Source organism: Nocardia citri, from assembly GCF_054065835.1.
In genome coordinates this window covers 1-25,107 of the sequence record NZ_JBSUQM010000005.1, presented here as the reverse complement: position 1 = coordinate 25,107, position 25,107 = coordinate 1, and the positions used below count along the sequence as shown (strand labels likewise).

The window sequence follows — 25,107 nt, the reverse complement described above, 5'->3', positions numbered from 1 at the left end:
CGGATCGAACGACGAACCGATTCCCGAACCGCCGGTCATCGCAACCTCCTCGTGGAGCGAGTCCTCGGCACGCGAGGACCCGCTCTTTCGAGAGTACCGGGCCATATCAGGACCCGGCGGCCACGAATCCGGTCGAAATTCAGGCCCAGAGCTGGCCGTCGAGGCGCTCCTCGGCCTCTTCGAGAGTCCCGTCGTAAGCGCCGGTGGACAGGTACTTCCAGCCGCCATCGGCAACCACGAATGCGATATCCGCCCGCGTACCCGCCCGCACGCATTTGCGCGCGACACCGAGTGCCGCATGCAGAATCGCGCCGGTCGAAATGCCCGCGAAAATGCCCTCTTCCAACACCAGTTCGCGCGTGCGCTTCACCGCATCGAAGGGACCGACCGAAAAGCGAGTGGTCAGCACCGATTCGTCGTAGAGCTCGGGAATGAAACCCTCATCGATATTGCGCAGTCCGTACACGAGTTCGCCGTAGCGCGGTTCGGCCGCGACGATTTCGATGCCGGGCACCTTCTCGCGCAGAAAGCGGCCGGTCCCCATCAGCGTGCCCGTGGTGCCGAGACCCGCGACGAAATGGGTGATCTCGGGCAGGTCAGCGAGAATTTCCGGGCCAGTGGTCTCGTAGTGCGCCAGGGCATTGGCCGGATTGCCGTACTGGTACAGCATCACCCAGTCCGGATTCTCCGCGGCGATCTGCTTGGCCAGCGCGACCGCCTGATTCGAACCGCCCGCGGCCGGGGAATCGATGATCTGCGCGCCGAACATGGTCAGCAGCTGACGGCGCTCGACCGAGGTGTTCTCCGGCATCACGCAGACCAGCCGGTAGCCCTTGAGTTTGGCTGCCATGGCCAGCGAGATTCCGGTATTTCCGCTGGTCGGCTCCAGGATCGTGCAGCCGGGTGTCAGCAGTCCGTCGGCCTCGGCCTGTTCGATCATCCGCAACGCGGGCCGGTCCTTGATGGAACCGGTCGGGTTGCGGTCCTCGAGCTTGGCCCACAGCCGCACCGGATGGTCACCGTGCCACTGCGGGGACAGGTTGCGCAGCCCGACCAGCGGGGTGTTGCCGAGGGTCGCGATCAACGATTCATAGCGCGCCACGGGTCGATCAGCCTCCGGCGACGGCGGGCAGGATGGTGACGCTCGCACCCTCGGGTACCTCGGCTTCGAGGCCGCCCGCGAAGCGCACATCCTCGTCGTCGACGTAGATGTTGACGTAGCGGTTGAGCTTGCCGTCCTTGAGCAGCCGCTCCGCGAGGCCCGGATGGTTGGCCTCGAGGTTATCGATCAGCGCGGACAGGGTGGAGCCCTGGGCGTCGACGCGCTTCTCGCCTCCGGTGAGGCCACGCATGATGGTCGGGATGGACACGGTTACCGGCATGGGAACTCCTCGAATTCGACGAACATGGGTACTAAACGGTCTCGTACGCATCGACGATCCGGACCGGCTCCTCGGTGACCTCTCCGTCCACGATCCGGTAGCTGCGCAGCTCGTGCTGCTCGGGATCGCGGGTGGAGATCAACACGTAATGCGCGAACGGCTCGGACGCATAGGAGATATCGGTACGGCTCGGATAGGCCTCGGTGGCGGTATGCGAGTGGTAGATCACCACCGGGGTCTCGTCGGCGTCGTCCATCGCCCGCCACACCTTCAACTGCTCCCCGGAATCGAACCGGTAGAAGGTCGGCGAGCGCTCGGCATTGACCATGGCGATGAACCGCTCCGGCCGATCCGATCCCTCCGGACCGGCGATGACACCGCAGGCCTCGTCCGGGTGATCGGCGCGCGCATGCGCCACCATCGCCTCCACCAGGTCGGTCCTGATCACCAGCACGAGCTCAAACCCTTCCGCACTCGGCATCCAATGCCGACATACCGCACCCGACAACGACCCAGAATATTCGTTCTATTCCCACCCCCTCCCCCGGTCCCCCTCCCGCGCTCCCGCACCGTTTTGTGGATTCCGCCCGGCATGTCGGGCGGCGAGTCGATGTGCGAGGTCGTCCGAAGCTTTGCCGGACCGGCTAAGAGCGCGGGAAGAGGTCGGAGTAGGCCGGGATGCCGGCGACGGAGTGGGCGGTGAGGATGGCGTCGACGATGGCGCGCTCGACGCAGACCGCGGCGGCGGTGCAGACCTCGTCGAGGACCAGCAGGTCGGACGGAAAGGCGGGCGGCAATACGGCGGCGGTGGTTTCGGCGGTACCGGTCGACAGGGCGAACAGGGCGTCGCCGTCGAGGGGTGAGTGGGCGGGACGGATGGCACGGGCGAGCCCATCGTGGGCGGTGGTTGCCAAGCGTTGACAGCCGGTCGGGTCCAGGGGTGCGTCGGTGGCGACAACGCCGATGGTCGTGTTGAGGACGGTGCCTTTGACCGGGAGAGCGTTGGCGACGGCCAGTTGCTCGGGTGTGGCGGGATACAGGCCGAATGCGTCGGCGCCTTCGGTGCCGGTACCCCAGGGCAACCCGCTACGGGGGTCGAAAACCGAGCCCACGGGGTTCGCGACGACCAGCGCCGCCACAGTGCTACCCGCGGCGGCGCCCGCGCCGAGCACGACGCTCGCGGTCCCTACGCCGCCCTTGATCGAACCGGCCCGCGCACCGACGCCCGCGCCCACACACCCGCGCTCGAACTCCATTGCCGCCGCCTCGGCGGCCAGGAAGCCGAAATCGGCAGTCGGTCGAATTCGCCAGTCTCCCACAGGAAGATCGAAGATCACCGCGGCGGGGACGATGGGCACCACCCGCCTCGGATCGGCCGGATCCATGGGTATGCCCTCATGATGTTCCTCCAGCCAACGCATTACGCCGTCGGCAGCCGCGAGTCCATAGGCGCTGCCGCCGGTGAGCAGGATCGAATTCACTTGGCGCACAGTGTTACCCGGGTCGAGCAGATCGGTTTCCCTGGTCCCCGGCCCACCGCCGCGCACATCGACGGCGGCGATCGCCCCGCCGGGCGCGCGCACGACGGTACAGCCGGTCGCCGCACCGGAGCCCAGCCTCGCGTCCGGATCGAGCACGTGATGGTGCCCGACCAGCACACCGGGCACATCGGTAAGCGAATTCCGGAGTCCCGCTTGCCCATTCACAGCATGTGCTCCTGACCGCTCGTCACAACCGTCTCCATGCGGACCTGCGAAGCCTCGGACCGTGACACATCCCGACCGTCAGGGCGCGAGGGCCTGCAACAGCGAATCCTGCATCCAGGTCAGCCAGTGGTACACATCCAGATGCGGCCCACGCGGATCATCGGGTTCGAGATGATCCGGTGTCTCGGCATCGATTCCGAGCACCGTGCCCAATGCCAGCCGCACATCGGTCAGCGCGGTCAACCAGGCGTCGGCCTGCTCCGGTGTCAGCACGATCTTCCCGCCATCGGTCGGCACCGTATTCAGCACCACCGAACCAGCCGCCAACTTGGCGTCGATGATCTCCGGCTCGTGCAGGCCGCGCAGCGCGCTGTTGAGATCGGCACGATCGGCATCGGGCGAACCCGGCTCACTTCGGTGGAAGTCCGGCAGCAGCCGATGCAGCCGGGGATCGTCGGGCGGGGTGGTATTGCCGCTGCGCAGCCCGGTGAGCTCGGCCAGCTCATCGTCGGGTGCGGACTGGGCCCGCTCGGTCAGCAGGCCGGAAACGGCACCGACCAGGGACCGCAGCACGCTCGCCTCACGCGCGTCCATTTCGGATCGCAGTTTGAGGCCGCTCAGCGAGTTCTTCCGGCTCCACTTACGCACTGACGTCAGGGTAGTCGTACCGGTCAGTCGTCCCGTTGCATGGTCGCCCAGAGTCCGGCGGCGTGCAGTCGTCTCACGTCCTGCTCCATCTTGTCCCGCGAACCCGACGACACCACTGCTTTGCCCTCGTTGTGCACCTTGAGCATCAATTCGGTCGCCTTCGCTTTGCTGTAGCCGAACAGCTTCTGGAAGATGTACGTGACATAGTGCATGAGGTTGACCGGATCATCCCAGACGACCGTCACCCACGGACGGTCCTCGGCCTCCAGGATCTCGGTGTATTCGACCGCCTCCGGAGTCGCCTGTGCCGCCGACAGTGTCGCGTTCGCTTCGCACAAGCCCATAACACTCAGGGTACGACTCGACTCCGGATACACAACACCCGCACACCGGTAATCGGCACACACCCCGACGCCACCGGCTTATCATGCCCGCTACCGCTGTCTACAGTGGCTTGGGTGGAGATACGCAGCACCGCACTGCTGACCGATCAGTACGAACTGACCATGCTCGCGGCCGCCCTCGGCGACGGCTCGGCGCACCGCCGCTGCACCTTCGAGGTGTTTGCACGGCGCTTGCCGAATGGTCGCCGCTACGGCGTCGTCGCGGGCACCGGCCGACTGGTCGACGCGCTGGCGCATTTCCGCTTCGAGGAGGCCGAGCTCGAGATCGCGGCCGCTTTCCTGGACTCGAAGACCATCGATTGGCTGCGCGACTACCGCTTCACCGGCGATATCGACGGCTATCCCGAGGGCGAGCTGTACTTCCCGGGTTCGCCGATTCTTTCGGTGCGCGGCAGCTTCGCCGAATGCGTCCTCTTGGAGACTCTCGCGCTGTCGATCCTCAACCACGACAGCGCGATCGCCTCGGCCGCCGCCCGCATGGTGAGCGCGGCCGCCGGCCGCCGGATGATCGAGATGGGCTCACGCCGCGCCCACGAACTCGCCGCACCGTCCTGCTCGCGCGCCGCGTATCTGGCCGGTTTCGACGCCACCTCCAATCTGGAGGCCGTGCGCCGTTTCGGCGTGCCCGGCGCAGGCACGAGCGCGCATGCGTTCACCCTGCTGCACAGTACCGCGGACGGCGCGCACGAGGCGGCCGCGTTCCGCGGTCAGATCGAGGCGCTGGGCATCGGCACCATACTGCTCGTCGACACCTTCGACATCACCGAAGGGGTGGCGACCGCCATCGAGGTCGCCGGACCCGAATTGGGCGGCGTCCGTATCGATTCCGGTGATCTCGGCGTACTGGCCAGACAAGTGCGCGAGCAACTCGACCGACTCGGCGCGACCAAGACGCACATCGTGGTCTCCGGTGATCTGGACGAGTACGCGATAGCCGCGCTGCGCGCCGAACCGGTGGACGCCTATGGGGTCGGGACGTCGCTGGTCACCGGGTCCGGGGCACCCACCGCCGGAATGGTCTACAAGCTGGTCGAGGTGGACGGGCTGCCGGTCGCCAAGCGCAGCAGCCGCAAGGAGTCACGCGGCGGTACCAAGAAAGCGATTCGGCTGTCCCGCCGGACCGGCACCGTGGTCGAGGAGATCGTCTACCCGGCCACCGGAACCCCGCCCGCTACAAGCGGTTTCGAGGTTCACGAGCTGTTGACACCGCTGGTGCGCGGTGGCGAACCGGTTGCCGGGCTGCCCACGCTCGCGGACAGTCGCAAATTGGTGGCGCGGGGGTTGGTCAGCCTGCCGTGGGAGGGCCTGAAGCTGTCGGCTGGGGAGCCTGCGATTCCGACGACATTTGTGAGTTGACGCGGGCGCGGATGGCTCCGGCATTGCGCTTGGCCAGCCATTCCACGAAGCAGATCACGACCAGCACGATCAGCAACCCCTTGCTCAGCAGCCGCACCCGGTCACCGACCTCGTCGGGTCGCTCGCCGAGCAGAAAGGCGGTGGCGAGGTAGGCCGTGTAGCCGACGAAGAGTGCGATCGAAATTCTGACGGTGCTGCTCACATGGACCTCCGAGCGTTCCTGGCCCGCCTGATCGATCTGGCGGCACAATGTAATCCACAGACAGCAGCCCGAGTGTTTACACCTCGGCGCTGGAGATCCTGGGAAAGTGAGGTCGACATGAACCGAGCGTTGATCATCGTCGACGTGCAGAACGATTTCTGCGAGGGCGGATCCCTGGCCGTCACCGGCGGGTCCACCGTCGCCCGGCGCATCAGCGGCTACCTGAACTCCGCACGTTACAGTGCGGTCGTCGCCACCCGCGACTACCACATCGATCCCGGTGGGCACTTCTCCGAACATCCGGATTACGTGGACACCTGGCCGCCGCACTGCCGGGTCGGCACCTCCGGTGCGGATTTCCACCCCGCCCTGAACACCGAGCAGATCCAGGAGATCTTCTCCAAGGGCCAATACTGCGCCGCCTATTCAGGTTTCGAAGGCGCCACCGAAGACGGCACCAGTCTCGCGGACTGGCTGCGCGAGCGTGCCATCGATGAACTCGATATCGTCGGCATCGCCACCGACCACTGTGTGCGCGCGACCGCACTGGACGCCCGCATCGAAGGTTTCGACACCAGGGTGTTGCTGGACTTCACCGCGGGCGTCGCCCCCGATACGACCACCACCGCACTCGATCGCATGCGCGCGGCGGGAGTCGATATCGAGGGTTCGGTCGTTCGCTAGCGCGGACCGACACACCGACCTGCCGCAGGACACGCCGGGTTCGCGTGTGGCAGGTATGCGGAGCAGGCCGATGATCCGATCGGGCGGTGATCTGTGTCGGACCGAAGCAGTAGGCTCGTCGGGTGCCCGAACTGCCGCCTGTCCCCGAGCTTTTGGCCACCGCTGTGCGCGCGCTCGGCGGGAAGGAGCGCGTCGGGCAGGTGACGATGGCGGCGGCGGTGGATCACGCCATCGACACCCACGAGCACCTCGCGGTGCAGGCGGGCACCGGGACCGGAAAGTCGCTGGCGTATCTGGTACCGAGTCTGCGTCACGCGGTGCGCACCGGCCGGACCGTGGTGGTCTCGACCGCGACGATCGCGCTGCAGCGTCAGCTCGTCGACCGGGATCTGCCGCGACTGGCCGAGGCGCTGAGCAAGCCGCTGGGGCGGGAGGCGAAATTCGCGATCCTCAAGGGGCGCAATAACTATCTGTGCCTGAACAAGATCAATAGCGCGATTCCGGACGAACCCGCGGAAGCGGAGCTCTTCGACGCGTTCGCCATCTCGCGGCTGGGCCGGGAGGTGCAGCGGCTCAACGAATGGGCCTCGAATACCGAAACCGGCGATCGGGACGAACTCGCCCCCGGCGTCACCGATCGGGCCTGGCGGCAGGTCAGCGTGTCCTCGCGGGAATGCCTCGGCAAGTCGCGCTGCCCGTTCGGCCAGGACTGTTTCGCAGAACGAGCCAGGGCGGAATCGGCGCAGGCCGATGTGGTGGTGACCAATCACGCCCTGCTCGCCATCGATGCGATCAGCGGCATCCAAGTGCTGCCCGAACACGATGTGGTCGTCATCGACGAGGCGCATGAGCTCGTCGACCGGGTCACCGGCGTCGCCACCGCCGAATTGGCCCCGTCGGCGATCAGCACCGCGGCCCGGCGCTGCGCCAAACTCATCGACCAGCGGGAAGTGGACCGCCTGGAGCAGGCCGCCGAGGCCTGGCACACGGTGCTCGATGACCTGCCCGCCGCGCGCTGGGACACACTGCCGGATGGCACCGCCCCGGTGCTCGCGCTGGTCCGCGACGCCGCCTGGAACGCCCGGACCGCACTCGCGCCACCCGGCGGCACCACCGCACCGGGCGATCCGGAAAGCGCGGCCGCGCGCACCCAGGCACTGGCCGGCATCGATGAGGTGCACGACAGCGCGGTGCGCGCGTTGACCGCCTTCGACGAACCCGATCCGGCCAAGCGTCACGATGTCATCTGGCTCGCCGCCGACGAGATCCGCGGCGTCACCCGGCGGACACTGCGGATGGCGCCGCTGTCGGTGGGCGGGCTACTGCGCAGCAGGCTTTTCGGCACCGCCACCGTCGTGCTGACCTCGGCCACCCTACAGATCGGCGGCTCCTTCGACGGGCTCGCCATCACCTGGGGCCTGCCCGCACAATCGGCCAACCGCAGCGATACCGCAGCCGCCAACGGCGCGCAGGCACCCTCGGACGCGGATAGCGTGCGCTGGAGTTCGCTCGATGTCGGCTCGCCGTTCGACCACGCCAAATCCGGCATCCTGTATGTCGCCAAACACCTGCCCGCGCCTGGCCAGGACGGTCTGGCACCGGCCTATCTCGCGGAAATCGAACGGCTGATCAGCGCGGCGGGCGGACGCACACTCGGGCTGTTCTCCTCGATGCGCGCCGCCCGTGCGGCCACCGACGCACTGCGCGAGCGGCTGAATACGCCCGTGCTGTGTCAAGGCGACGACTCGACCGGCGCGCTGGTGCGTAAGTTCGCCGACGACCCGCAGACCTCCCTGTTCGGCACACTGTCGCTATGGCAGGGCGTCGATGTGCCGGGTCCGTCGCTGAGCCTGGTGATCCTGGATCGTATCCCGTTCCCACGCCCCGACGATCCGCTGCTGACCGCGCGACAGCGCGCCGTCGAGTCGCGTGGGGGCAACGGCTTCATGACCGTCGCGGCCAATCACGCCGCGCTGCTGCTGGCCCAGGGCACCGGCAGGCTCTTGCGCAGCGTCGACGACCGCGGAGTGGTCGCGATTCTGGATTCACGTTTGGCGACCGCACGCTACGGTGGCTATCTGCGGGCTTCACTGCCGCCGTACTGGGAGACCTCGGATCCCGACGTCGTCACCAAGGCACTGCGTCGGCTCACCGCAGCGAGCGCCTGAACCGGTCGATCCGCGAGATCACTCACCAGAATTCTCAAGTACTTCCAGACGGAAGTAAGTTGAGAACCGATACCTCGGTGTAACCCCAATTCCCACACCGGGTGTATCGGCGGTCTCCGCGCCAAGCCCTGCGCGCGGGGACACCACAAATCCCTGTCACTACCGGTCCACCCGTGAGACCGTCTCGGCGAATTCCTATCCGCGCAAGATCTCTGGCCGAATACCGCGCGATCTGCGCACTCACCGAAGCCGACCTCGGTGGATACATTCTCGACCGTCCAGGTGGCGCAGCGAGTTTCACCGCGGCGCGACCACGGTGCTGGTCCCGCACTCGACTTCCGATGAAACGCGAATCAGATCAGAGCGTCCATTTGAGGATCAACGTGACCATGGCCGCGATCACGGCCACCACGATTGCGGCCACGCCCCAGACAACGCCCTGCCGCTGCCACGGACGGCCGTGGTCGAGGGAGAACTTGCCGGGGCCGGTGAATGCGACCACCGCGCCGGCGGCGGCGAATAACAAGGGCATTTCGTAGCCCTTACCGCTCAGCAGGCCGCCACCCCAGGTGGCATTGACCGCATTGATCATGGTGCCGAGCACGATGGCCGAGGCCAGCGGCGTCAGCAGGCCGAGCACCAGCAGGAGACCGCCGGTGAATTCGCTGAGTCCGGCGAGTGTGCCGAACAGTTTGCCAGGGTTGTAGCCCATGGAATCGAAGGTCGCGGCGTTGGCGCGCCAACCCGCGCCATTGAACCAGCCGAACAGTTTCTGGGAGCCGTGCGCCGCCAGCAGGCCGCCGAAGACGACGCGCAGCAGCAGCAGGCCGATATCGGCGGCGGAGTTGTCGAGCGTGGAGGTACTGGGATCGGTGGGGCGTTCGAGTGCGCCGTTGTTGGTCATGTGCTGGTCCTCATCCGTGCATCGGTTATGAACAGTGGCTGTTTAGCCTCGGCAATGAATCGGACTGCGGTCCGATTATCGCACACCGCGGCGCGACCGCGCGATAACCGGGCCTATTCGGAGAGGAAGAAGAAATATCCGAGGAACGTCACCATCAGCGCCCACATCGCGGAATGCGCCTGTCCGACGCGGCCTTCGCAACCATGACGATCGGATAACACGGTATGCCCATCACCAGCCCGTTCGCGACATGCCGGTACCGGCGAGCGCCGCATCCGGCGCTTTTGACAGCTGCGACACCCGCTAGACGCTTGGGGCGATGACCAGGCCGAGTTCGGCGTCGGAGGCGAGTAGTTCGTTGTGGGGCAGGACGCGGACTGTGTAACCGACCGCACCGGAGAGCGGGACCGGGGTTTCGACGGTGAAGAGTTCGACGCCGTAGTCGGATCCGGTGTGGGTCATAGGGAAGGTGGTGGTGTCGGAGAGGTCGTCGGTCGGCGAGACTCGGCCGAGTACCGCCTGCACGGTAACGTCGGCGGGGGTGAGGCCGCCGAGGTCGATGCGAGCGGCGAGAGACAGTTCGGCCCCGATGATCGGAGTATCGGGCAGACCCGCGCTGTCGACCTGGATGATCTTGACCGAGGGCCAGGCCGCCTCGACTCGGCGACGGTACTCCGAAACCGCACGGGCACCGGCGAATTCGTCGGCGCTCACACGTCGACCGGCGGATGCGGCGGGGGCATAGTACTCGACTGCGTAGTCACGAACCATGCGGGAGGCCAGCACCTTCGGACCGAGCGTCTGCAGGGTGTGCCGCACCATCTCGACCCAGCGCACCGGCATATCGGAGCCGTCACGGTCGTAGAAGCGCGGTGCGACGGTGCGTTCGAACAGGTCGTAGAGCGCGGCGGCCTCGAGGTCGTCGCGGCGGTGTTCATCGGAGACACCGTCGGCGGTCGGTATGGCCCAACCGTTTTCGCCGTCGTACATCTCGTCCCACCAGCCGTCGCGGATGGAGAGGTTGAGCCCGCCGTTGAGCGCGGACTTCATACCGGAGGTGCCGCAGGCCTCCAGCGGACGCAGCGGATTGTTCAGCCAGACATCGCAACCCCAGTACAGGTAGCGGGCCATCGACATGTCGTAGTCGGGCAGGAAGACAATGCGATGACGCACTTCCGGATCATCGGCGAACCGGACGACCTGCTGAATCAGTGCCTTGCCTCCGTCGTCGGCCGGGTGGCTCTTCCCCGCGACGACCAGCTGCACCGGCCGATCGGGATCCAGCAGCAGCGCCCGCAAGCGCTGCGGATCGCGCAGCATCAGCGTGAGCCGCTTGTAGGTCGGCACCCGGCGCGCGAAACCGACGGTCAGCACATTCGGATCGAAAACGCTATCGACCCAACCCAATTCGGCCGAGGCCGCGCCGCGCTCCAGCCAGGACGCGCGCACCCGGCGGCGCACCTCGGCAACGAGAATCGCGCGCAAGGCATTGCGGGTCGACCACAATTCCCTCAGGTCGACATCGCGCAGCTTCTCCCAGCCCCGAGCCTCCTCGACCAGTTCCGGACCGATGTATTCGCGTGCCTTGTCGAACCATTCGCGCGCGGCCCAGGTAGGGGCGTGCACACCATTGGTGACCGAACCGATCGGCACCTCCGTCGCGTCGAACCCCGGCCACAGTGGCGCGAACATGGCGCGGCTCACCTCGCCGTGCAGTTGGGAAACACCGTTGGCGCGCTGGGCGAGTCGCAGACCCATATGCGCCATATTGAACACCGACGGATCGGCTTCACGCCCGAGCGCGACGATCCGGTCGACGGAAAGCCCCGGCAGCATGGCGGATTCGGATTCGCCGTGCCCACCGCCGAAATACCGGCGCACCAACGGCATCGGGAACCGGTCGATGCCGGCGGGCACCGGCGTATGCGTGGTGAACACGGTAGCGGCTCGCACCGCGGTGAGCGCGCTATCGAAATCCAGTCCGGTCGAGACGAGTTCACGGATCCGCTCGACGCCGAGGAATCCAGCGTGCCCCTCGTTCATATGGAACACATCGGGATCCGGCAATCCGGCGGCCCGCGTATAGGCGCGTACCGCCCGCACGCCACCGATACCGGCCAGGATCTCCTGTTTGATCCGATGGTCCTGATCACCGCCGTAGAGCCGGTCGGTGACCGCACGCAGTTCCGGATCGTTCTCGGCGATATCGGAATCCAGCAGCAGCAATGGCACCCGCCCGACCTGCGCGATCCACACCCGCGCCCGCAGCACCCGCGCATCGGGCATGGCCACATGGATCAGCACCGGCGAACCTTCGGTGGTCAGCAGCCGCAACGGCAGCCCCTGCGGATCCAGCGCCGGATAGTGTTCGGACTGCCAACCGTCCGCGGTCAACGATTGCCGGAAGTAGCCGGAGCGGTAGAGCAATCCGACGCCGATCAGCGGCAGCCCCAGATCCGATGCGGACTTCAGATGGTCGCCGGCGAGAATCCCGAGGCCGCCCGAATAGTTCGGCAGTACCTCGGTGACGCCGAACTCCATCGAGAAGTAGGCGATGCCGCGCACCGGCTCATCGCTCTGCCGCTGGAACCAGCCCGGGCGCGTCAGATAGTCGCGCAGATCCGCGGCGGCGGCATCCACTCGCCCGACGTAGTCCGCGTCGGCGGCGAGCTCGTCGAGCCGCGTCGCGGGCACCTCGCCCAGTATCCGCACCGGGTCATGGCCGAGCTCGCGCCACAGCTCGGGATCGAGTTCCGCGAACAAATCCTGGGTGGCCCAATGCCACGACCAGCGCAGATTCGTGGAAAGTTCACCCAGCGCCGCCAAACGCTCGGGCAGATGGGCACGGACGGTGAAACGACGAAGTGCCTTCACCTGCAGAACCTTACCGAATGCGACCTACCCAAGTCGCCTAAGCGGCCCAGGTCACGCGATGACGTCCGCGCGGCGATAACAGCTCGTGGCCAACTCTCGCAGGTGAGAGCATCGGCTGATGCCGCACTGGACCGATGTACTCCCCCAGTTCCTGCTGGCCTGCCTCATTCTGGCCGCACTGCCCGGACCGGCGACGGCCCTGTTCCTCCAGCGCGCGGTACGCGACGGTCGCGCGGCCGGGCTGGCGGCGGTGGCCGGGAACGAGATCGGGGTGCTCGGGTGGACGCTCGCCGGCGGCGCCGGATTGTCGGTGCTGCTGCTCGCGAACCGGTTCATGAATACCGCGGTGCACGTCATCGGGGCGTTGGTGTTGATCTGGCTCGGCGTACAGGCCTGGCGCGGCGCCGGCCGTGACGACGAGTTCGGCAACAGGATGACCAAGCTGCTGCCCACCGGCCGTACCCCCGGTTCGGCCTTCCGCGCCTCGCTGATCTCGATCGCGGCGAATCCGAAGGCGGCCGTCTTCGGCCTGACGATCCTGCCGCAGTTCCTGCCGTCGAACGGTCCGGTGCTACCAACAGTGCTGATCCTGGCGGGTATCCAACTGGTCATCGATACGGCTTGGTGCATCGGCATCGTGCTGGTGGCGGACCGCGCCGGGACCTGGCTGCAGCGAACCGGAATCCGTCAGCGGGTGGAGCGCGCACTCGGCGCGATCTTGGTCGCACTGGGTCTCGGTTTGGCGGCCGACGCACGCTGATCCGGTCCAACCGACCCGCACCCGGTAGGTTGGTCGACGTGACCGGCCGCATCGCCATCGATGACACCGCCCCTTCGATCCCCGGCGGCCGCTCGGCCAAGGCCGTGGTCGGCGAGGTCTTTCCGGTGCGCACGGTGGTTTGGCGTGAGGGGCACGACGCCGTCTCCGCCACGCTCGCGGTGCGCGGCCCAGGCTCGTCGCGGCTCACCCGCATTCGGATGACACCGGACTACGAGCCGGATGTGTTCAACGCCACCTTCGTACCCAACCTGCCCGGCGTGTGGACCTACCGCGTCGAGGGCTGGAGCGATCCGATCGCGACTTGGCGGGCGGCGGTGGAGGCCAAGCTGGCGGTCGGGCAGAGCGCCACCGACCTCGCCAACGACCTCGAGCTCGGCGCCCGGCTGTTCGAACGGGCCGCGCAGGCGGTGCCGAAGAAGCAGTTCGAGCGCCTGCGCGCCGCCGCGATGGCATTGCGCGCCGACGAACAGTTGCCTGCCCGAGTCGCCCCCGCCTTCAGCGCCGAGGTCACCGAAATCCTGCGCGATACGCCGTTGCGGGACATGGTCACTCGCGGCCCGCAGCACTCGGTGCTGGTAGAACGACAACGCGCACTGTACGGCTCGTGGTACGAATTCTTCCCGCGCTCGACCGGTGGCAGCGATGCCGTGGGCAATCCGATCCACGGCAATTTCGCCACCGCCGCAAAGGAATTGCCGCGCATCGCGGGCATGGGCTTCGATGTGGTCTATCTGCCGCCGATCCACCCGATCGGCGCGATCAACCGCAAGGGCCGCAATAATTCACTCGCCGCTGAACCCGGTGATGTCGGCTCCCCGTGGGCAATCGGATCGAACGAAGGCGGGCACGACGCGATCCATCCCGAGCTCGGTACCACCGCCGACTTCGCCGATTTCGTCGCCACCGCCACCGAACTCGGTCTCGAGGTCGCCCTCGACCTGGCGCTGCAGTGCGCGCCGGATCATCCGTGGGTCGCCGCGCACCCGGAATGGTTCACGACGCTCCCGGACGGCACCATCGCCTACGCCGAGAATCCACCGAAGAAATATCAGGACATCTACCCGGTCAACTTCGACAACGATCCGGACGGGCTGTATGCGGAGGTGCTGCGAGTCGTCCGGCACTGGATCGGCTTGGGCGTCAAGATCTTCCGTGTCGACAACCCGCACACCAAACCCGCCGACTTCTGGGAATGGCTGATCGCGAGCGTGCGGCGCACCGATCCCGAGGTGATCTTCCTGTCCGAGGCGTTCACCCGACCGGCCCGGCTCTACGGTCTGGCCCGTCGCGGATTCAGTCAGTCCTATACGTATTTCACCTGGCGCGTCGCCAAATGGGAGCTGACCGAATTCGGCAACGAACTGGCCGCCAAGGCCGACGAGGCCAGACCGAACCTGTTCGTCAACACTCCCGACATCCTGCACGAGAGCCTGCAGCACGGCGGACCGGGCATGTTCGCCATCCGCGCGGTGCTGGCCGCGACCATGGCTCCGACCTGGGGTGTCTACTCCGGATTCGAACTCTTCGAACATCAGGCGGTGCGTCCGGGCAGCGAGGAGTACCTGGATTCGGAAAAGTACGAGCTGCGCCCGCGTCCGTTCGCCGAGGCGCTCGCACGCGGAGAATCGTTGGAGCCGTGGATCACCCGGCTCAACGAGATCCGGCGCGCACATCCGGCACTGCAGCAGTTGCGCTGCATCCACTTCCATCACGTCGACAACGACGCGCTGCTGGCCTATTCGAAGGTCGATCCGGTCAGCGGTGACGCGGTACTGGTCGTGGTGAATCTCAACCCCTATGGCGCCGAATGGGGCATGATCTCGCTCGACCTACCCGCCATCGGGCGCGAATGGCACGACCATCCGGTGGTGTTCGACGAGGTCAGCGGCGAGGAATACCACTGGGCGCAGACCAATTACGTGCGGCTGGATCCCGCCCACGCGGTCGCCCACATTCTCGCGCTGCCCCCGGTATCGCCACAGGCGCGCGCGGAATTGGCCTTCCGGAGGACGTTTCGATGAAGCGCCGCGATTTGATGTTGCTCGCGGCGGGCACCCACACCGATCCGCATACGGTGCTCGGCGCACACCCGCATCCTGATGGCACGATTGTCCGGGTGTTGCGCCCGCATGCCGATACAGTGTTCGCGCGTGTCGGCGGCGTCGACCAACCGCTGACGTCGTTGGGGCACGGTATTTTCGCCGGTGTAGTACCGCATCCGGACCTGATGGATTACCGCATCGTCACCAATTACCAAGGCGGGCAGACGATCATCAGCGCGGACGGCTACCGCTTCCTGCCGACCGTCGGTGAGCTGGACCTGCATCTCATCGGCGAGGGCCGCCATGAACACCTGTGGGAGGTGCTCGGCGCGCACCCGCGTCGTTACCACACCCTCGACGGCGAGGTGGCGGGCACCTCGTTCGCCGTCTGGGCACCGAATGCCCGGGGGGTCAGCGTGATCGGGGATTTCGACGGCTGGAGTGGCAATACCGCACCGATGCGTTCGCTCGGATCCTCCGGAATTTGGGAGGTCTTCTTACCAGGGGTCGGCGTCGGCACCACGTACAAGTTCCGCGTGCACGGCGCGGACGGACGCACCGTGGATCATGCGGATCCGCTGGCCTTCGCGACGGAACTGCCACCGGCGACGGCATCGGTGGTAACCGAAAGCAATTACGTGTGGTCCGATAGCGATTGGCTCGCGACCCGCGAACGCACCGACCCGACCCGCGCCCCGATGAGCGTCTACGAAGTGCACCTGGGTTCCTGGCGGCCCGGGCTCTGCTACCGCGAATTGGCCGATCAGCTCGCCGATTACGTGCGCTCGGCCGGATTCACCCATATCGAGTTGCTGCCGGTCGCCGAGCATCCGTTCGGCGGTTCCTGGGGCTACCAGGTCACGTCGTACTACGCACCCACCGCCCGTTTCGGCGCACCCGACGATTTCCGCGCCTTCGTCGACCGCATGCACGCCGCGGGCATCGGCGTATTGCTCGACTGGGTGCCCGCACACTTCCCCCGTGACGAATGGGCGTTGGCACGCTTCGACGGCACGGCGCTCTACGAGCACGCCGATCCGCGCCGCGGCGAACAACTCGACTGGGGTACCTATATTTTCGACTTCGGCCGCAACGAGGTGCGTAACTTCCTGGTCGCCAATGCGCGCTACTGGATCGAGGAATTCCATATCGACGGACTGCGCGTCGATGCGGTCGCCTCCATGCTGTACCTGGATTACTCCCGCACCGAAGGCGAATGGGAACCCAATGTGCACGGCGGCCGGGAGAACTTGGAGGCCGTCGACTTCCTGCAGGATCTCAACGAAACCGTGCACCGCTACCATCCCGGCGTCGTCACCATCGCCGAGGAATCCACCACCTGGCCCGGTGTCACCCGCGGCACCGATGTCGGCGGTCTCGGTTTCACCATGAAGTGGAATATGGGCTGGATGCACGACACCCTCGGCTACCTGGGGCGCGATCCGATCCACCGCTCCTGGCATCACAACGAGATCACCTTCTCACTGGTGTACGCGTGGAGCGAGAACTACGTGCTGCCCATCAGCCACGACGAGGTCGTGCACGGCAAGGGCACCCTGTGGACCAGAATGCCCGGTGACGAATTCGCCAAGGCGGCGAGCGTGCGCGCACTGCTGGCCTACATGTGGTCGCATCCTGGTAAGCAATTGCTGTTCATGGGCCAGGATTTCGGCCAGTTCCGGGAGTGGTCACACGACCGCGGCCTGGACTGGCACGAACTGGAAAACCCACTGCACCAGGGCATTACCGTCGCGGTCCGGGATCTGAACACGGTCTACCGCGCCCATCCAGCGCTGTGGAGTCAGGACACCAGCCCAGGCGGCTACTCCTGGGTCCAGGCCGACGATCGCGAAAACAATGTGATCGCCTTCCTGCGCTACGGCTCCGACGGTTCGGTGCTCGCCTGCGTCTTCAACTTCTCCGGCTCGGTGCACGCAGAATTTCGCGTCGGCCTGCCGAGTGCGGGCGTCTGGCGCGAAATCCTCAATACCGACGCCGTCGAATACGGCGGCTCCGGCATCGGCAACCTCGGCGGCGTCAAGGCGACCGAGGTGCCGTGGCATGGCCGACCGGCCTCGGCGACCGTGGCGCTGGCGCCGAATACCGCGATCTGGCTTGCGCCGGAGTCATACGTCGCAGGCGAGTAGCGATCGACGAGCGGCGGGGGCTATCCACTGATACCACGGGTGCCCCCGGCGGCCGGTTCAGTACAGCGCGGCGGCGAGCTTGCGGCGGGCAGCGACCACGAAAGGCTCTGCCGGGTCGAACAATTCGAAGAGTTCGAGCAACCGTGTGCGCGCCTTGGTGCGATCATCGCCCGCCGTCTTCTTGATCACGGCGATCAACCGGTCGAACGAGGCCTCCGGCTGCTGGCTCAGCATCTCCACATCGGCGGCGTCCAAGGCCGCGTCGACGTTGGCCGGATCGGCATCGGCGGTGGCGATCGCGGTATCCGAAACGCCCTGGGCACGCGACAGGAAGCGCAGCTGCCGCAGCGCGCTCTTCGCCTCCTCATTGCCGGGCTCCGCAGCGATGATGGCCTCATAGGCCGCCTCGGCACCGGCCAGGTCACCATGCTCCAGCGCGGCCTCCGCGGCGGTGAAACGCGGGTCCTCCGCGGCCTGCGGCTGTTCGCCGCCCTCGAGCTGACCGCCGACCGCCTCGACCACCGCACTCAACCACTGCCGGACCTGCGGCTCCGGCTGGGCGCCCTCGAAATCAGCGAGCGGCCGGCCACCGGCCACGGCGATCACCGTGGGAATGCCCTTCACACTGAAGGCCTGCGCGATCCGCATATTGGCCTCGGCCTCGACCGTCGCCAGATCCCATGCGCCCGCATCTTCTCGGACGAGCCGTTCCAACGTCCGAACCAGCTCGACGCTGCCCGGGCTGCGCTGCGAATACAGCACGACGACCACCGGCACCTGGGTGGACCGGCGCAGCACCTTTGTTTCGAAATCCGCCTCGGAGACGGCGAAATCACCGCCTCCCGCGCCCGACGCACCGGCCGGGGGCTGCTTGAGGCTGGACAGATCCACCGCACCGGACATGGCGGCGGCGACGGCTGGCGAAGGACGGCGGGCAGGTCGAGTCACGGTTTCCAGTGTGTCACGGCGTGACCGATGCCGGGGCTCCGGATTCGACGGAAGTGACATCGCTCAGCTCACCGAGCTTGCCCGCGCGCACCGCCCACAGCTCGAAGAGCACGGTGAAGAACGGCGGAATGCTGGACAGCAGGGCGAGTACGGTGGTCTTGGTGTTCCAGGCCAGCTCGCGGGCCGCGAGGATCGCGGTGATGACGAACAAGATGAAGATGATGCCGTGTGTCATCCCGAACACCTTGACCGGCCACAGGACCGGTTCGGGGAGGCGCTTGAACACCATGCCGACGATGAGGAAGACCCAGGAGATCGCCTCCAGCACGGCGATGAAGCGGAACCGCTTGGCCACGGTGCTCAACTCGAAGAAATTGCCCATGTCCACCATTGTGCCGGACCGCTACGACGGACCGTAGTTGAACCGGTCACACCTCGGCCCGTGAGCCCCGCCGACCCGGTCTGCGCCGGGCCGACGGAGACAAGAACTACACCTTGATGATCAGCGCGTCACCCTGACCGCCGCCACCGCAGAGCGCGGCCGCACCGATGCCGCCCCCGCGCCGCTTCAGCTCCAGCGCCAGATGCAGCAGGATGCGCGCACCCGACATGCCGAGCGGGTGACCGATGGCGATCGCACCACCGTTGACGTTCACCTTCTCGGGATCGATGCCCAGCTTGCGGGTCGACGCGATACCGACCGCCGCGAATGCCTCGTTGATCTCCACGAGATCCAGCTCGGCGGGCGAAATGCCTTCGCGTGCACAGGCCTTGGCGATCGCATTGGCAGGCTGATCCTGCAGCGTCGAATCCGGGCCCGCGACCACGCCCGCGGCGCCGATCTCGGCGATCCAGCTCAGGCCCAGCGACTGCGCCTTCTCCTTGCTCATCACGACCACCGCGGCCGCGCCGTCGGAGATCTGCGAGGCGGTGCCCGCAGTGATGGTGCCGTCCTTACGGAAGGCCGGACGCAGCTTGGCCAGCGATTCGACGGTGGTGTCCGCGCGAACGCCCTCGTCGGTGCTCACCACGATCGGATCACCCTTGCGCTGCGGCACCGAAACCGGAACCACCTCGTCATCGAAGAGGCCGTTTTTCCACGCCGCCGCCGCACGCTGATGCGAGGCCGCCGCGAACCCGTCCTGATCCTCCCGGCTGACCGGCTCGGTGTCGTTGCGCTGTTCGGTCAGCGCACCCATCGGCTGGTCGGTGAAGATGTCGTGCAGACCGTCGTAGGCCATGCTGTCACGCAGCATCACATCGCCGTATTTGTAACCCTCCCTGCTCTTTTCGAGCAGATGCGGGGCCTGACTCATGGATTCCTGACCGCCGGCGACCACGATCTCGTACTCCCCCGCACGGATCAGCTGATCGGCGAGCGCGATCGCGTTGATACCGGACAGACATACCTTGTTCACCGTCAAGGCGGGCACATTCATCGGAATGCCCGCAGCCACGGCCGCCTGCCGGGCCGGGATCTGCCCGGCGCCCGCGGTGAGCACCTGACCCATGATCACGTAGTCGACCTGTTCCGGCGCGACGCCGCCCTTCTCCAGCGCCGCCTTGATGGCGAAGCCGCCCAGGTCGGATCCGCTGAAGTCCTTCAGCCCCCCGAGCAGCCGACCGACCGGGGTACGCGCACCGGAGACGATCACGGTTGTGGTCACGACGAGCCTCGCATTCTTTGATCGGAACAGCGTCGCGCACCGAGCACGCGCGACGCCAACCTCTGTACTCAACGGTAGCTTGTCCTGCTCGAACCGCCCCTGCCAGGTATGTGGTGTCCTCAATGCGCGGCCAAGCGCCAAGGGACTGATCACGGCCTCCCGGCCGGCTGTGCCAGATCTGGATCAGGCGCTACGTTCGAGGGGTGAGCAACGTTATCGACTCGTCGAACCTGATCCCTGGCGACTACATCATCGCCGTCGACCACGTGGGCATCGCCGTACCCGACCTGGATGCCGCAATTGCCTGGTATGCCGACAATCTCGGCATGATCGAGACCCACCGCGAGGTCAATGAGACCCAAGGTGTGCACGAGGCGATGCTGTCGTTGCCCGGCGCACCGGACGGCGCGACTGCCCTGCAGTTGCTGGCTCCGCTCAACGCGGACTCCACAATCGCCAAGTTCATCGACCGCAGCGGTCCGGGCCTGCAGCAACTCGCCTATCGGGTTACCGACATCGAGGCCGTCTCCGTGTATCTTCGTGATCGAGGTCTGCGGTTGCTCTACGACGCCCCGCGTCACGGAACCGCCGATTCCCGCATCAATTTCATCCACCCGAAGGATGCTGGCGGTGTGCTGATCGAATTGGTCGAGCCCAACTCGAATGCTACGCACTAGCGTCAAGATCGGGCCCGAAAATCTCGGCGCGGTCACAATCGCGGTCGAGTCACCACGAGGTCCAAGCAGGCTGTAGTTTGTGACCCATGTCGTCACCCGAGTCCGATCGCAATCGCTTCGTTGCACTGCCCTTCACCGTTGTGCGCAAGGGTTATGCGCAAGACGAGGTACGCAATTACTTCGACCGTTTCGATGCCGAACTGAGAGTCACCGCCACAGATCGGGACGCCGCTGCGGCGCAAGCCCGTAACCTCGCCAGCCAGCTGGAGGACGCGCGGGACGAGATCGATGAGCTCCGCAAGGAAGTCGATCGCCTTTCGGTTCCGCCGACCACCGCGGAAGGCATGTCCGACCGTATCTCCCGGATGCTGCGGCTGGCCTCCGACGAGGCGTCCGAGGTCCGCGCGCTCGCGCAGGCCGAAGCGGCGGAAATGGTGTCGATCGCGGAGCAGCAGGCCACCGAGATGCGTGGCAAGTACGAATCGCTGCTCGCCGAGACCAAGGAGAAGCGCGAGGCGCTCGAGATCGAATTCGAGCAGACCCTGGCGAATGCGCGTACCGAGTCCGCCAAGATCATCGAGGCCGCTCAGGCCGAGGCCGACCGCCTCGGCAAGGAAGCCGATGCCAAGCGCAAGGCAACCCAGCAGGACTTCGAGGCCACCATGGCGGAGCGTCGCACGAAGCTCACCCGGGCAATGGAGGAGCTCGAGGCCACCAGTCGCGCCGAGGCCGCTCAGCGGATCAAGGACGCGACCGACGAGTCCAACCGCCTCATCACCTCCGCCACCCAGACCTCCGAGCGCAAGATCGCACACGCCAAGGAACTCGCGGAGGAGATGCGCGTGCTGCGTGGCCGCGTGCTCGCCCAACTGCTCGGTATCCGCGGCCAGCTCGACTCGGTGCCCGCCATGCTCGCGGCGGTCAACCGAGAAAGCGAACTGCTGGACGGTGTTCCGGATCAGCGCAAGTCCATCGGCGGCGGCACCAAGTCGGTCACCGGTTCGCGCGCCAAGGCCATCCCCGAGGCCTCGGCCGAGGAAGACGACATCGACGCCGACGAGCGCGAGAACGCCGAAATCAGCAACTGACGACGGCGGGCTGAGCGGCGACAAACGCAACACCCCAACCGAATCCACACCACAGGCCGCCCCACACCAGGGCGGCCTTTCCAATGTCGCGACCAGATCGCATCGCAGTGTGCGCCCAGGGCCGTCCCGAGCCGGATACGGATCGCGTATCCGGGACATCCACCGCCACAACAACATTCCGGTTGAGGCACCCAGCGCCCCGAACCTTCGGCCAGCATTCGTTCTCCCTCTGCCCCAGGCAACCTCAGTTCCAAGGGAATCCACGGCGCAGCGTATCTTCTCGACTGCCGCGTAACCGAGTCCACTTCCCACACTTCCAATTGGACCCCGCGCATCCGCGGCTCCGCCGGCCCAATCTGCTTCGAACTCGCCGAACTCGACGCTGAGGAAGACCGCCAGTCATACATATCGGCCGCATCCGGTCACCCATCCAGTTTCAGCAGCGCCGCTGCTCAATTGCGGAGGCCAGTAGATCCGCTACCCGCAGTCGCGTATTGCCCTGCGGGCGCACATTCGGGCCGCAGGCGCGCACCCCGTTTGCCGCAGCCACGCCCACTCCGACGTCGGACACGTCTTCCAGTACAAAGGCAAGTGCGGCTGTCCCTGCATGAACCCGCGGGAGTGTGTCCAACGCGCAGATACGGCCGCCGTAGGCGCAGCCAGGTCCGCCGCTACCCGCAGGTACGCTTCTGCCCATAGGCGCACCGCCTCGGCATCTCCTGCCGGATACACACACGTCTGCAGCGAACCTCTCTGCGGGGTGCGCAGTGCGGGGATGATTTGGGGGCGTATGGGATTCAGGACCAGCGGCGGGTGATTCGCCGGGTGCGGCGGCCGTTCCAGCACCCGCGGTGCCAATGTCTGCGGTCGTCTTCGCCATCGTCGACCGACCAGGCGACAATATGGGCTACGCCGGGTGGGATTTCGTGATCGCACCCAGGGCAGCGATAAGTTTTGATCGCCCGGCTACCCGGAATGGTTCGCACGATGTACATATCATCGCTGTCCGGTCCGGCCTCCCGCCGACCGAAGATATCGCCGATCGCCGGAACGCCCTCCTGCGAGCGGCCCACCTGCCGTTCCGTCTGAGGCTTCCGTCGAGGCATGCCACAAGCGTAGGTCGTGCCCCAGCACACACTGCGAGCGCCGTCCGCTCGTTCCGCCCGCGCACGTCATTACCCAACGACCCTATGCGCCGCACCAGGCCCAAGCGCAACCGACGAACGGCGCTCAGCGTACGAACCCATACCCAGCGGGCAAACCAACGCACCGCCGACGAACTCATGCGCGACGCATACCCGACCCCGCTCCCACGCCCGGGCACACCAACTCGTGCGCAACAGGCGCACCCTTGCAGGGCACGCGAATCCCTGCCCAGCGTACGAATCCCTGCCCAGCAGGCAAACCAACGCGCCACCACGAAATCACGCGCGACGCGCGAACCCATACACGACCGGCGAACTCATCGGTAGCGGCAAGTCGTGTGCGGCACACCGACCCCCATCCACGCGCGAGCACATGCGCGGCCCGCAAGCCCGAGCGCAACACATGTCATCCGCAGCGGGCAAGTGATGCTCAGCGCGCGAACCCGGAAGCAACAGGTAAGGCATTCGCATTCAAGGGACTCACGCGCTGCGGGCGAAGTCGGGGGCCGCAGGTAAGGGGAATGATTGCTAGAAGAGGCGGAATTCGTTGCTTTCGGTGCCGCGTAAGGCGTCGTAATCGAGGGTCAGGCAGCGGATGCCACGGTCTTCGGCGAGGGTTCGGGCTTGGGGCTTGATCTGTTGGGCGGCGAAGACGCCGGCGACGGGGGCGAGGAGCGGGTCTCGGTTCAGGAGTTCGAGGTAGCGGGTGAGCTGTTCGACGCCGTCGATTTCACCGCGGCGCTTGATCTCGACAGCCACAGTTGCCCCGTCGGCGTCGCGGCAGAGCAGATCCACCGGGCCGATGGCCGTCATGTACTCGCGGCGGATCAGTGTGTAGCCGGGGCCGAGGGTCTGCACATGTTCGGCAAGAAGCTCCTGAAGATGGGCTTCCACACCGTCTTTCACCAGACCTGGGTCCACGCCGAGCTCATGCGAGGAGTCGTGCTCGACGTCCTCGATGGTGATGCGCAGTTCTTCGCCCGCTTTATTGATAACCACCCAGAAGGCCTTCGCCCCCTCGGGCACCGCTTCACCGTCGCGCTCCTCTAGCCAGCACGGCGGACTCATCCAGTTCAGCGGCTTATACGAGCCGCCATCGGAGTGCACAAGGACCGAACCGTCCGCTTTGATCAGCAGCAATCGGCGGGCCATCGCGAGATGGGCGGTAAGTCGCCCTACGTAGTCGACCTGACAGCGAGCAATCACTAGGCGCACCCAAGCACTGTAGGTGAATGCTCGGTCCCGCTCGGCGTCACCCCGGTCGCGCGACTGTCAGCCCATGAGCAAGATTGCCGCGAGGAACGCGCTCACGGCGAGCAGAGCGGATTCGACTCGGGTGAGTCGGCGGGTAGACGCCGCTTGTGCGCGCAGCATGCCGAACCCGACCGCGGTTCCGATGCCGAAGGCCAGCAGGTGACCGACATTGGTGAAGGTCTGTTCGATCAACACGCCCTCGGACGCGACGATAAACCACGCCGTCGCCCAGGCGATTCGCCAACGATGCGGAATGGCGACCACAATCGCCCCGATCAACGCCATGGCGCCGTAGCTGACGCCGACGTCCTGCGCCCAGCGGATGCTCGCGGGCAGCCAGTCGGCCTCGATCGCGATCCACAGGCCAGCCGCGACAAGGAAGGTGGCGCCGATATGTCCGGCCAGGAATACACGCGCCATATGCACCGCGCCGAAGCGCAACTCGGCAAGTGCGAGCAGACAACCGAGCAACGGGATCAGCACCCACGCGGCACTGACATCGCCGATCACCAGCGCACTCGAGAGCACGGTGCCTAGCCGGCCATTCAGCAGATTGTGCAGATTCGTGCTCGTGTGCCGCACCACCCGTGCCTGTGCGGACTCACTCATCGCAGAGAAGATGGCCGTAACCGCGACGAGAGCCGCGAGATATCCGAACGTCGCCGGGAGCCTCAGCCGCCACCAGGGCGAGCGAAGTGACCTAAGAGGTTCGACCGGCGCGCGGTCGGCGGTTGTCGTCGCTGCGACCATCAACACCTCCATGCGCATCGACCGCTCCCATCGAGCATGCCGACGCTGATTACTACTTGCAGTCATTCTCCATGATGAACGCCGGGAGCGCCGCTTAGGGTGGCTGTTCCCTGTGAGATTGCTCCGAAACTTCGTCCAACCCGACGAGTCGCACGGTCTCTTCGCTCTCATTTCAGCGTGAGATTGCTCCGAAACTTCGTCCAACCCGACGAGTCGCACGGTCTCTTCGCTCTCATTTCAGCGATACGAAACAGTACGTAGCACGCCTTCATCAGCGAAT

General features: G+C 66.2%; 23 protein-coding genes. 8 read left to right on the top strand and 15 right to left on the bottom strand.

From position 1 onward, the window contains the following. Window positions 1-139 precede the first annotated feature (139 nt). The 6 genes from ACW2Q0_RS09645 to clpS form a co-directional block, all read right to left on the bottom strand. A complete protein-coding gene (locus ACW2Q0_RS09645) occupies window positions 140-1,102 on the bottom strand; it encodes a PLP-dependent cysteine synthase family protein (RefSeq protein ID WP_457188369.1) in 963 nt (320 codons plus the stop codon). 7 nt (window positions 1,103-1,109) lie between these two features. Continuing rightward, window positions 1,110-1,382, bottom strand: coding sequence for a MoaD/ThiS family protein (locus ACW2Q0_RS09640; RefSeq protein WP_063044714.1), 273 nt, complete (start codon window positions 1,380-1,382; stop codon window positions 1,110-1,112). A 31-nt stretch (window positions 1,383-1,413) separates the two neighbouring features. Continuing rightward, window positions 1,414-1,836: a Mov34/MPN/PAD-1 family protein gene (locus ACW2Q0_RS09635; protein WP_040687189.1), complete on the bottom strand. Its 423-nt coding sequence runs from the start codon at window positions 1,834-1,836 to the stop codon at window positions 1,414-1,416. A gap of 190 nt (window positions 1,837-2,026) precedes the next feature. Then, entirely contained in the window at window positions 2,027-3,088 is a 1,062-nt protein-coding gene (locus ACW2Q0_RS09630; protein ID WP_457188366.1) for a P1 family peptidase, read from the bottom strand. A 78-nt stretch (window positions 3,089-3,166) separates the two neighbouring features. Next, the gene (gene aosR / locus ACW2Q0_RS09625) at window positions 3,167-3,736 is read right to left on the bottom strand and encodes an oxidative stress transcriptional regulator AosR (protein WP_457188364.1); all 570 of its coding nucleotides are present in this window, start codon (window positions 3,734-3,736) and stop codon (window positions 3,167-3,169) included. A 23-nt stretch (window positions 3,737-3,759) separates the two neighbouring features. Continuing rightward, window positions 3,760-4,080, bottom strand: a complete 321-nt coding sequence (gene clpS, locus ACW2Q0_RS09620; RefSeq protein WP_457188362.1) for an ATP-dependent Clp protease adapter ClpS — start codon at window positions 4,078-4,080, stop codon at window positions 3,760-3,762. A 162-nt stretch (window positions 4,081-4,242) separates the two neighbouring features. Between clpS and ACW2Q0_RS09615 the strand changes: the two genes are divergently transcribed. Beyond that, window positions 4,243-5,496 carry a nicotinate phosphoribosyltransferase gene (locus tag ACW2Q0_RS09615; RefSeq protein WP_457188842.1) on the top strand — a complete coding sequence of 418 codons (1,254 nt, stop codon included), beginning with the start codon at window positions 4,243-4,245 and terminating at the stop codon, window positions 5,494-5,496. On the opposite strand, the gene ACW2Q0_RS09610 is transcribed toward ACW2Q0_RS09615, so the two are convergent. Beyond that, complete coding sequence (locus tag ACW2Q0_RS09610; protein WP_457188360.1) at window positions 5,426-5,698, bottom strand: hypothetical protein; 273 nt, start codon at window positions 5,696-5,698, stop codon at window positions 5,426-5,428. The two genes, ACW2Q0_RS09615 and ACW2Q0_RS09610, sit on opposite strands and share 71 nt — an antisense overlap. A gap of 117 nt (window positions 5,699-5,815) precedes the next feature. On the opposite strand from ACW2Q0_RS09610, the gene ACW2Q0_RS09605 reads away from it, so the two are divergent. Continuing rightward, complete coding sequence (locus ACW2Q0_RS09605) at window positions 5,816-6,382, top strand: nicotinamidase (RefSeq protein ID WP_457188358.1); 567 nt, start codon at window positions 5,816-5,818, stop codon at window positions 6,380-6,382. 122 nt (window positions 6,383-6,504) lie between these two features. Further along, on the top strand, window positions 6,505-8,550 hold the full coding sequence (locus ACW2Q0_RS09600) for an ATP-dependent DNA helicase (protein ID WP_457188356.1): 2,046 nt from the start codon (window positions 6,505-6,507) through the stop codon (window positions 8,548-8,550). 358 nt (window positions 8,551-8,908) lie between these two features. Here ACW2Q0_RS09600 and ACW2Q0_RS09595 read toward each other — a convergent pair whose 3' ends face one another. Both ACW2Q0_RS09595 and glgP read right to left on the bottom strand, forming a co-directional pair. Next, a complete protein-coding gene (locus ACW2Q0_RS09595; protein ID WP_457188354.1) occupies window positions 8,909-9,454 on the bottom strand; it encodes a DoxX family protein in 546 nt (181 codons plus the stop codon). Between the two features lie 303 nt (window positions 9,455-9,757). After that, the gene (gene glgP / locus ACW2Q0_RS09590) at window positions 9,758-12,328 is read right to left on the bottom strand and encodes an alpha-glucan family phosphorylase (RefSeq protein ID WP_457188352.1); all 2,571 of its coding nucleotides are present in this window, start codon (window positions 12,326-12,328) and stop codon (window positions 9,758-9,760) included. Window positions 12,329-12,446: 118 nt separating this feature from the next. Here glgP and ACW2Q0_RS09585 point away from each other — a divergent pair, with 118 nt between their 5' ends. Genes ACW2Q0_RS09585 through glgB form a run of 3 tightly spaced genes read left to right on the top strand, consistent with a single transcriptional unit; the run spans window position 12,447 to window position 17,298 of the window. Further along, on the top strand, window positions 12,447-13,088 hold the full coding sequence (locus ACW2Q0_RS09585; RefSeq protein WP_457188350.1) for a LysE family translocator: 642 nt from the start codon (window positions 12,447-12,449) through the stop codon (window positions 13,086-13,088). Window positions 13,089-13,126: 38 nt separating this feature from the next. Further along, window positions 13,127-15,130, top strand: a complete 2,004-nt coding sequence (locus ACW2Q0_RS09580) for a maltotransferase domain-containing protein (RefSeq protein WP_457188348.1) — start codon at window positions 13,127-13,129, stop codon at window positions 15,128-15,130. Then, window positions 15,127-17,298, top strand: a complete 2,172-nt coding sequence (glgB, locus tag ACW2Q0_RS09575) for a 1,4-alpha-glucan branching protein GlgB (protein ID WP_457188346.1) — start codon at window positions 15,127-15,129, stop codon at window positions 17,296-17,298. Before ACW2Q0_RS09580 ends, glgB begins: the two co-directional genes overlap by 4 nt. A 57-nt stretch (window positions 17,299-17,355) precedes the next feature. Here glgB and ACW2Q0_RS09570 read toward each other — a convergent pair whose 3' ends face one another. The 3 genes from ACW2Q0_RS09570 to ACW2Q0_RS09560 all read right to left on the bottom strand — a co-directional run bounded on the left by ACW2Q0_RS09570 (window position 17,356) and on the right by ACW2Q0_RS09560 (window position 19,913). Beyond that, a complete protein-coding gene (locus ACW2Q0_RS09570) occupies window positions 17,356-18,201 on the bottom strand; it encodes a tetratricopeptide repeat protein (RefSeq protein ID WP_457188840.1) in 846 nt (281 codons plus the stop codon). A 58-nt stretch (window positions 18,202-18,259) separates the two neighbouring features. Further along, the gene (locus tag ACW2Q0_RS09565; protein ID WP_457188344.1) at window positions 18,260-18,628 is read right to left on the bottom strand and encodes a DUF3817 domain-containing protein; all 369 of its coding nucleotides are present in this window, start codon (window positions 18,626-18,628) and stop codon (window positions 18,260-18,262) included. Window positions 18,629-18,734: 106 nt separating this feature from the next. Further along, on the bottom strand, window positions 18,735-19,913 hold the full coding sequence (locus ACW2Q0_RS09560) for an acetyl-CoA C-acetyltransferase (protein WP_457188342.1): 1,179 nt from the start codon (window positions 19,911-19,913) through the stop codon (window positions 18,735-18,737). Window positions 19,914-20,116: 203 nt separating this feature from the next. Between ACW2Q0_RS09560 and mce the strand changes: the two genes are divergently transcribed. Both mce and ACW2Q0_RS09550 read left to right on the top strand, forming a co-directional pair. Next, complete coding sequence (gene mce / locus ACW2Q0_RS09555) at window positions 20,117-20,590, top strand: methylmalonyl-CoA epimerase (RefSeq protein WP_457188340.1); 474 nt, start codon at window positions 20,117-20,119, stop codon at window positions 20,588-20,590. An 86-nt stretch (window positions 20,591-20,676) separates the two neighbouring features. Further along, window positions 20,677-21,678, top strand: a complete 1,002-nt coding sequence (locus ACW2Q0_RS09550) for a hypothetical protein (RefSeq protein WP_457188338.1) — start codon at window positions 20,677-20,679, stop codon at window positions 21,676-21,678. A gap of 797 nt (window positions 21,679-22,475) precedes the next feature. Here the strand turns inward: ACW2Q0_RS09550 and ACW2Q0_RS09545 are convergent. The 3 genes from ACW2Q0_RS09545 to ACW2Q0_RS09535 all read right to left on the bottom strand — a co-directional run bounded on the left by ACW2Q0_RS09545 (window position 22,476) and on the right by ACW2Q0_RS09535 (window position 24,827). After that, window positions 22,476-22,784 (bottom strand): ATP/GTP-binding protein, encoded by a 309-nt coding sequence (locus tag ACW2Q0_RS09545; RefSeq protein WP_457188336.1) that lies wholly within the window; start codon window positions 22,782-22,784, stop codon window positions 22,476-22,478. Window positions 22,785-23,351: 567 nt separating this feature from the next. Further along, entirely contained in the window at window positions 23,352-24,038 is a 687-nt protein-coding gene (gene nucS, locus ACW2Q0_RS09540; protein ID WP_457188334.1) for an endonuclease NucS, read from the bottom strand. Window positions 24,039-24,095: 57 nt separating this feature from the next. Next, window positions 24,096-24,827 carry a rhomboid-like protein gene (locus ACW2Q0_RS09535; protein ID WP_457188838.1) on the bottom strand — a complete coding sequence of 244 codons (732 nt, stop codon included), beginning with the start codon at window positions 24,825-24,827 and terminating at the stop codon, window positions 24,096-24,098. Window positions 24,828-25,107: the final 280 nt, after the last annotated feature.

Excerpts from the sequence above, each read along its gene's own strand:
- ACW2Q0_RS09640 (WP_063044714.1), bottom strand. The coding sequence starts at position 1,382 with ATGCCGGTAACCGTGTCCATCCCGACCATCATGCGTGGCCTCACCGGA.
- ACW2Q0_RS09605 (WP_457188358.1), top strand. The coding sequence starts at position 5,816 with ATGAACCGAGCGTTGATCATCGTCGACGTGCAGAACGATTTCTGCGAG.
- ACW2Q0_RS09615 (WP_457188842.1), top strand. The coding sequence starts at position 4,243 with ATGCTCGCGGCCGCCCTCGGCGACGGCTCGGCGCACCGCCGCTGCACC.
- ACW2Q0_RS09545 (WP_457188336.1), bottom strand. The coding sequence starts at position 22,784 with ATGCCTCGACGGAAGCCTCAGACGGAACGGCAGGTGGGCCGCTCGCAG.
- ACW2Q0_RS09535 (WP_457188838.1), bottom strand. The coding sequence starts at position 24,827 with ATGGTCGCAGCGACGACAACCGCCGACCGCGCGCCGGTCGAACCTCTT.
- ACW2Q0_RS09595 (WP_457188354.1), bottom strand. The coding sequence starts at position 9,454 with ATGACCAACAACGGCGCACTCGAACGCCCCACCGATCCCAGTACCTCC.
- ACW2Q0_RS09550 (WP_457188338.1), top strand. The coding sequence starts at position 20,677 with ATGTCGTCACCCGAGTCCGATCGCAATCGCTTCGTTGCACTGCCCTTC.
- ACW2Q0_RS09585 (WP_457188350.1), top strand. The coding sequence starts at position 12,447 with ATGCCGCACTGGACCGATGTACTCCCCCAGTTCCTGCTGGCCTGCCTC.
- clpS (WP_457188362.1), bottom strand. The coding sequence starts at position 4,080 with ATGGGCTTGTGCGAAGCGAACGCGACACTGTCGGCGGCACAGGCGACT.
- ACW2Q0_RS09570 (WP_457188840.1), bottom strand. The coding sequence starts at position 18,201 with ATGTCCGGTGCGGTGGATCTGTCCAGCCTCAAGCAGCCCCCGGCCGGT.
- glgB (WP_457188346.1), top strand. The coding sequence starts at position 15,127 with ATGAAGCGCCGCGATTTGATGTTGCTCGCGGCGGGCACCCACACCGAT.
- ACW2Q0_RS09565 (WP_457188344.1), bottom strand. The coding sequence starts at position 18,628 with ATGGGCAATTTCTTCGAGTTGAGCACCGTGGCCAAGCGGTTCCGCTTC.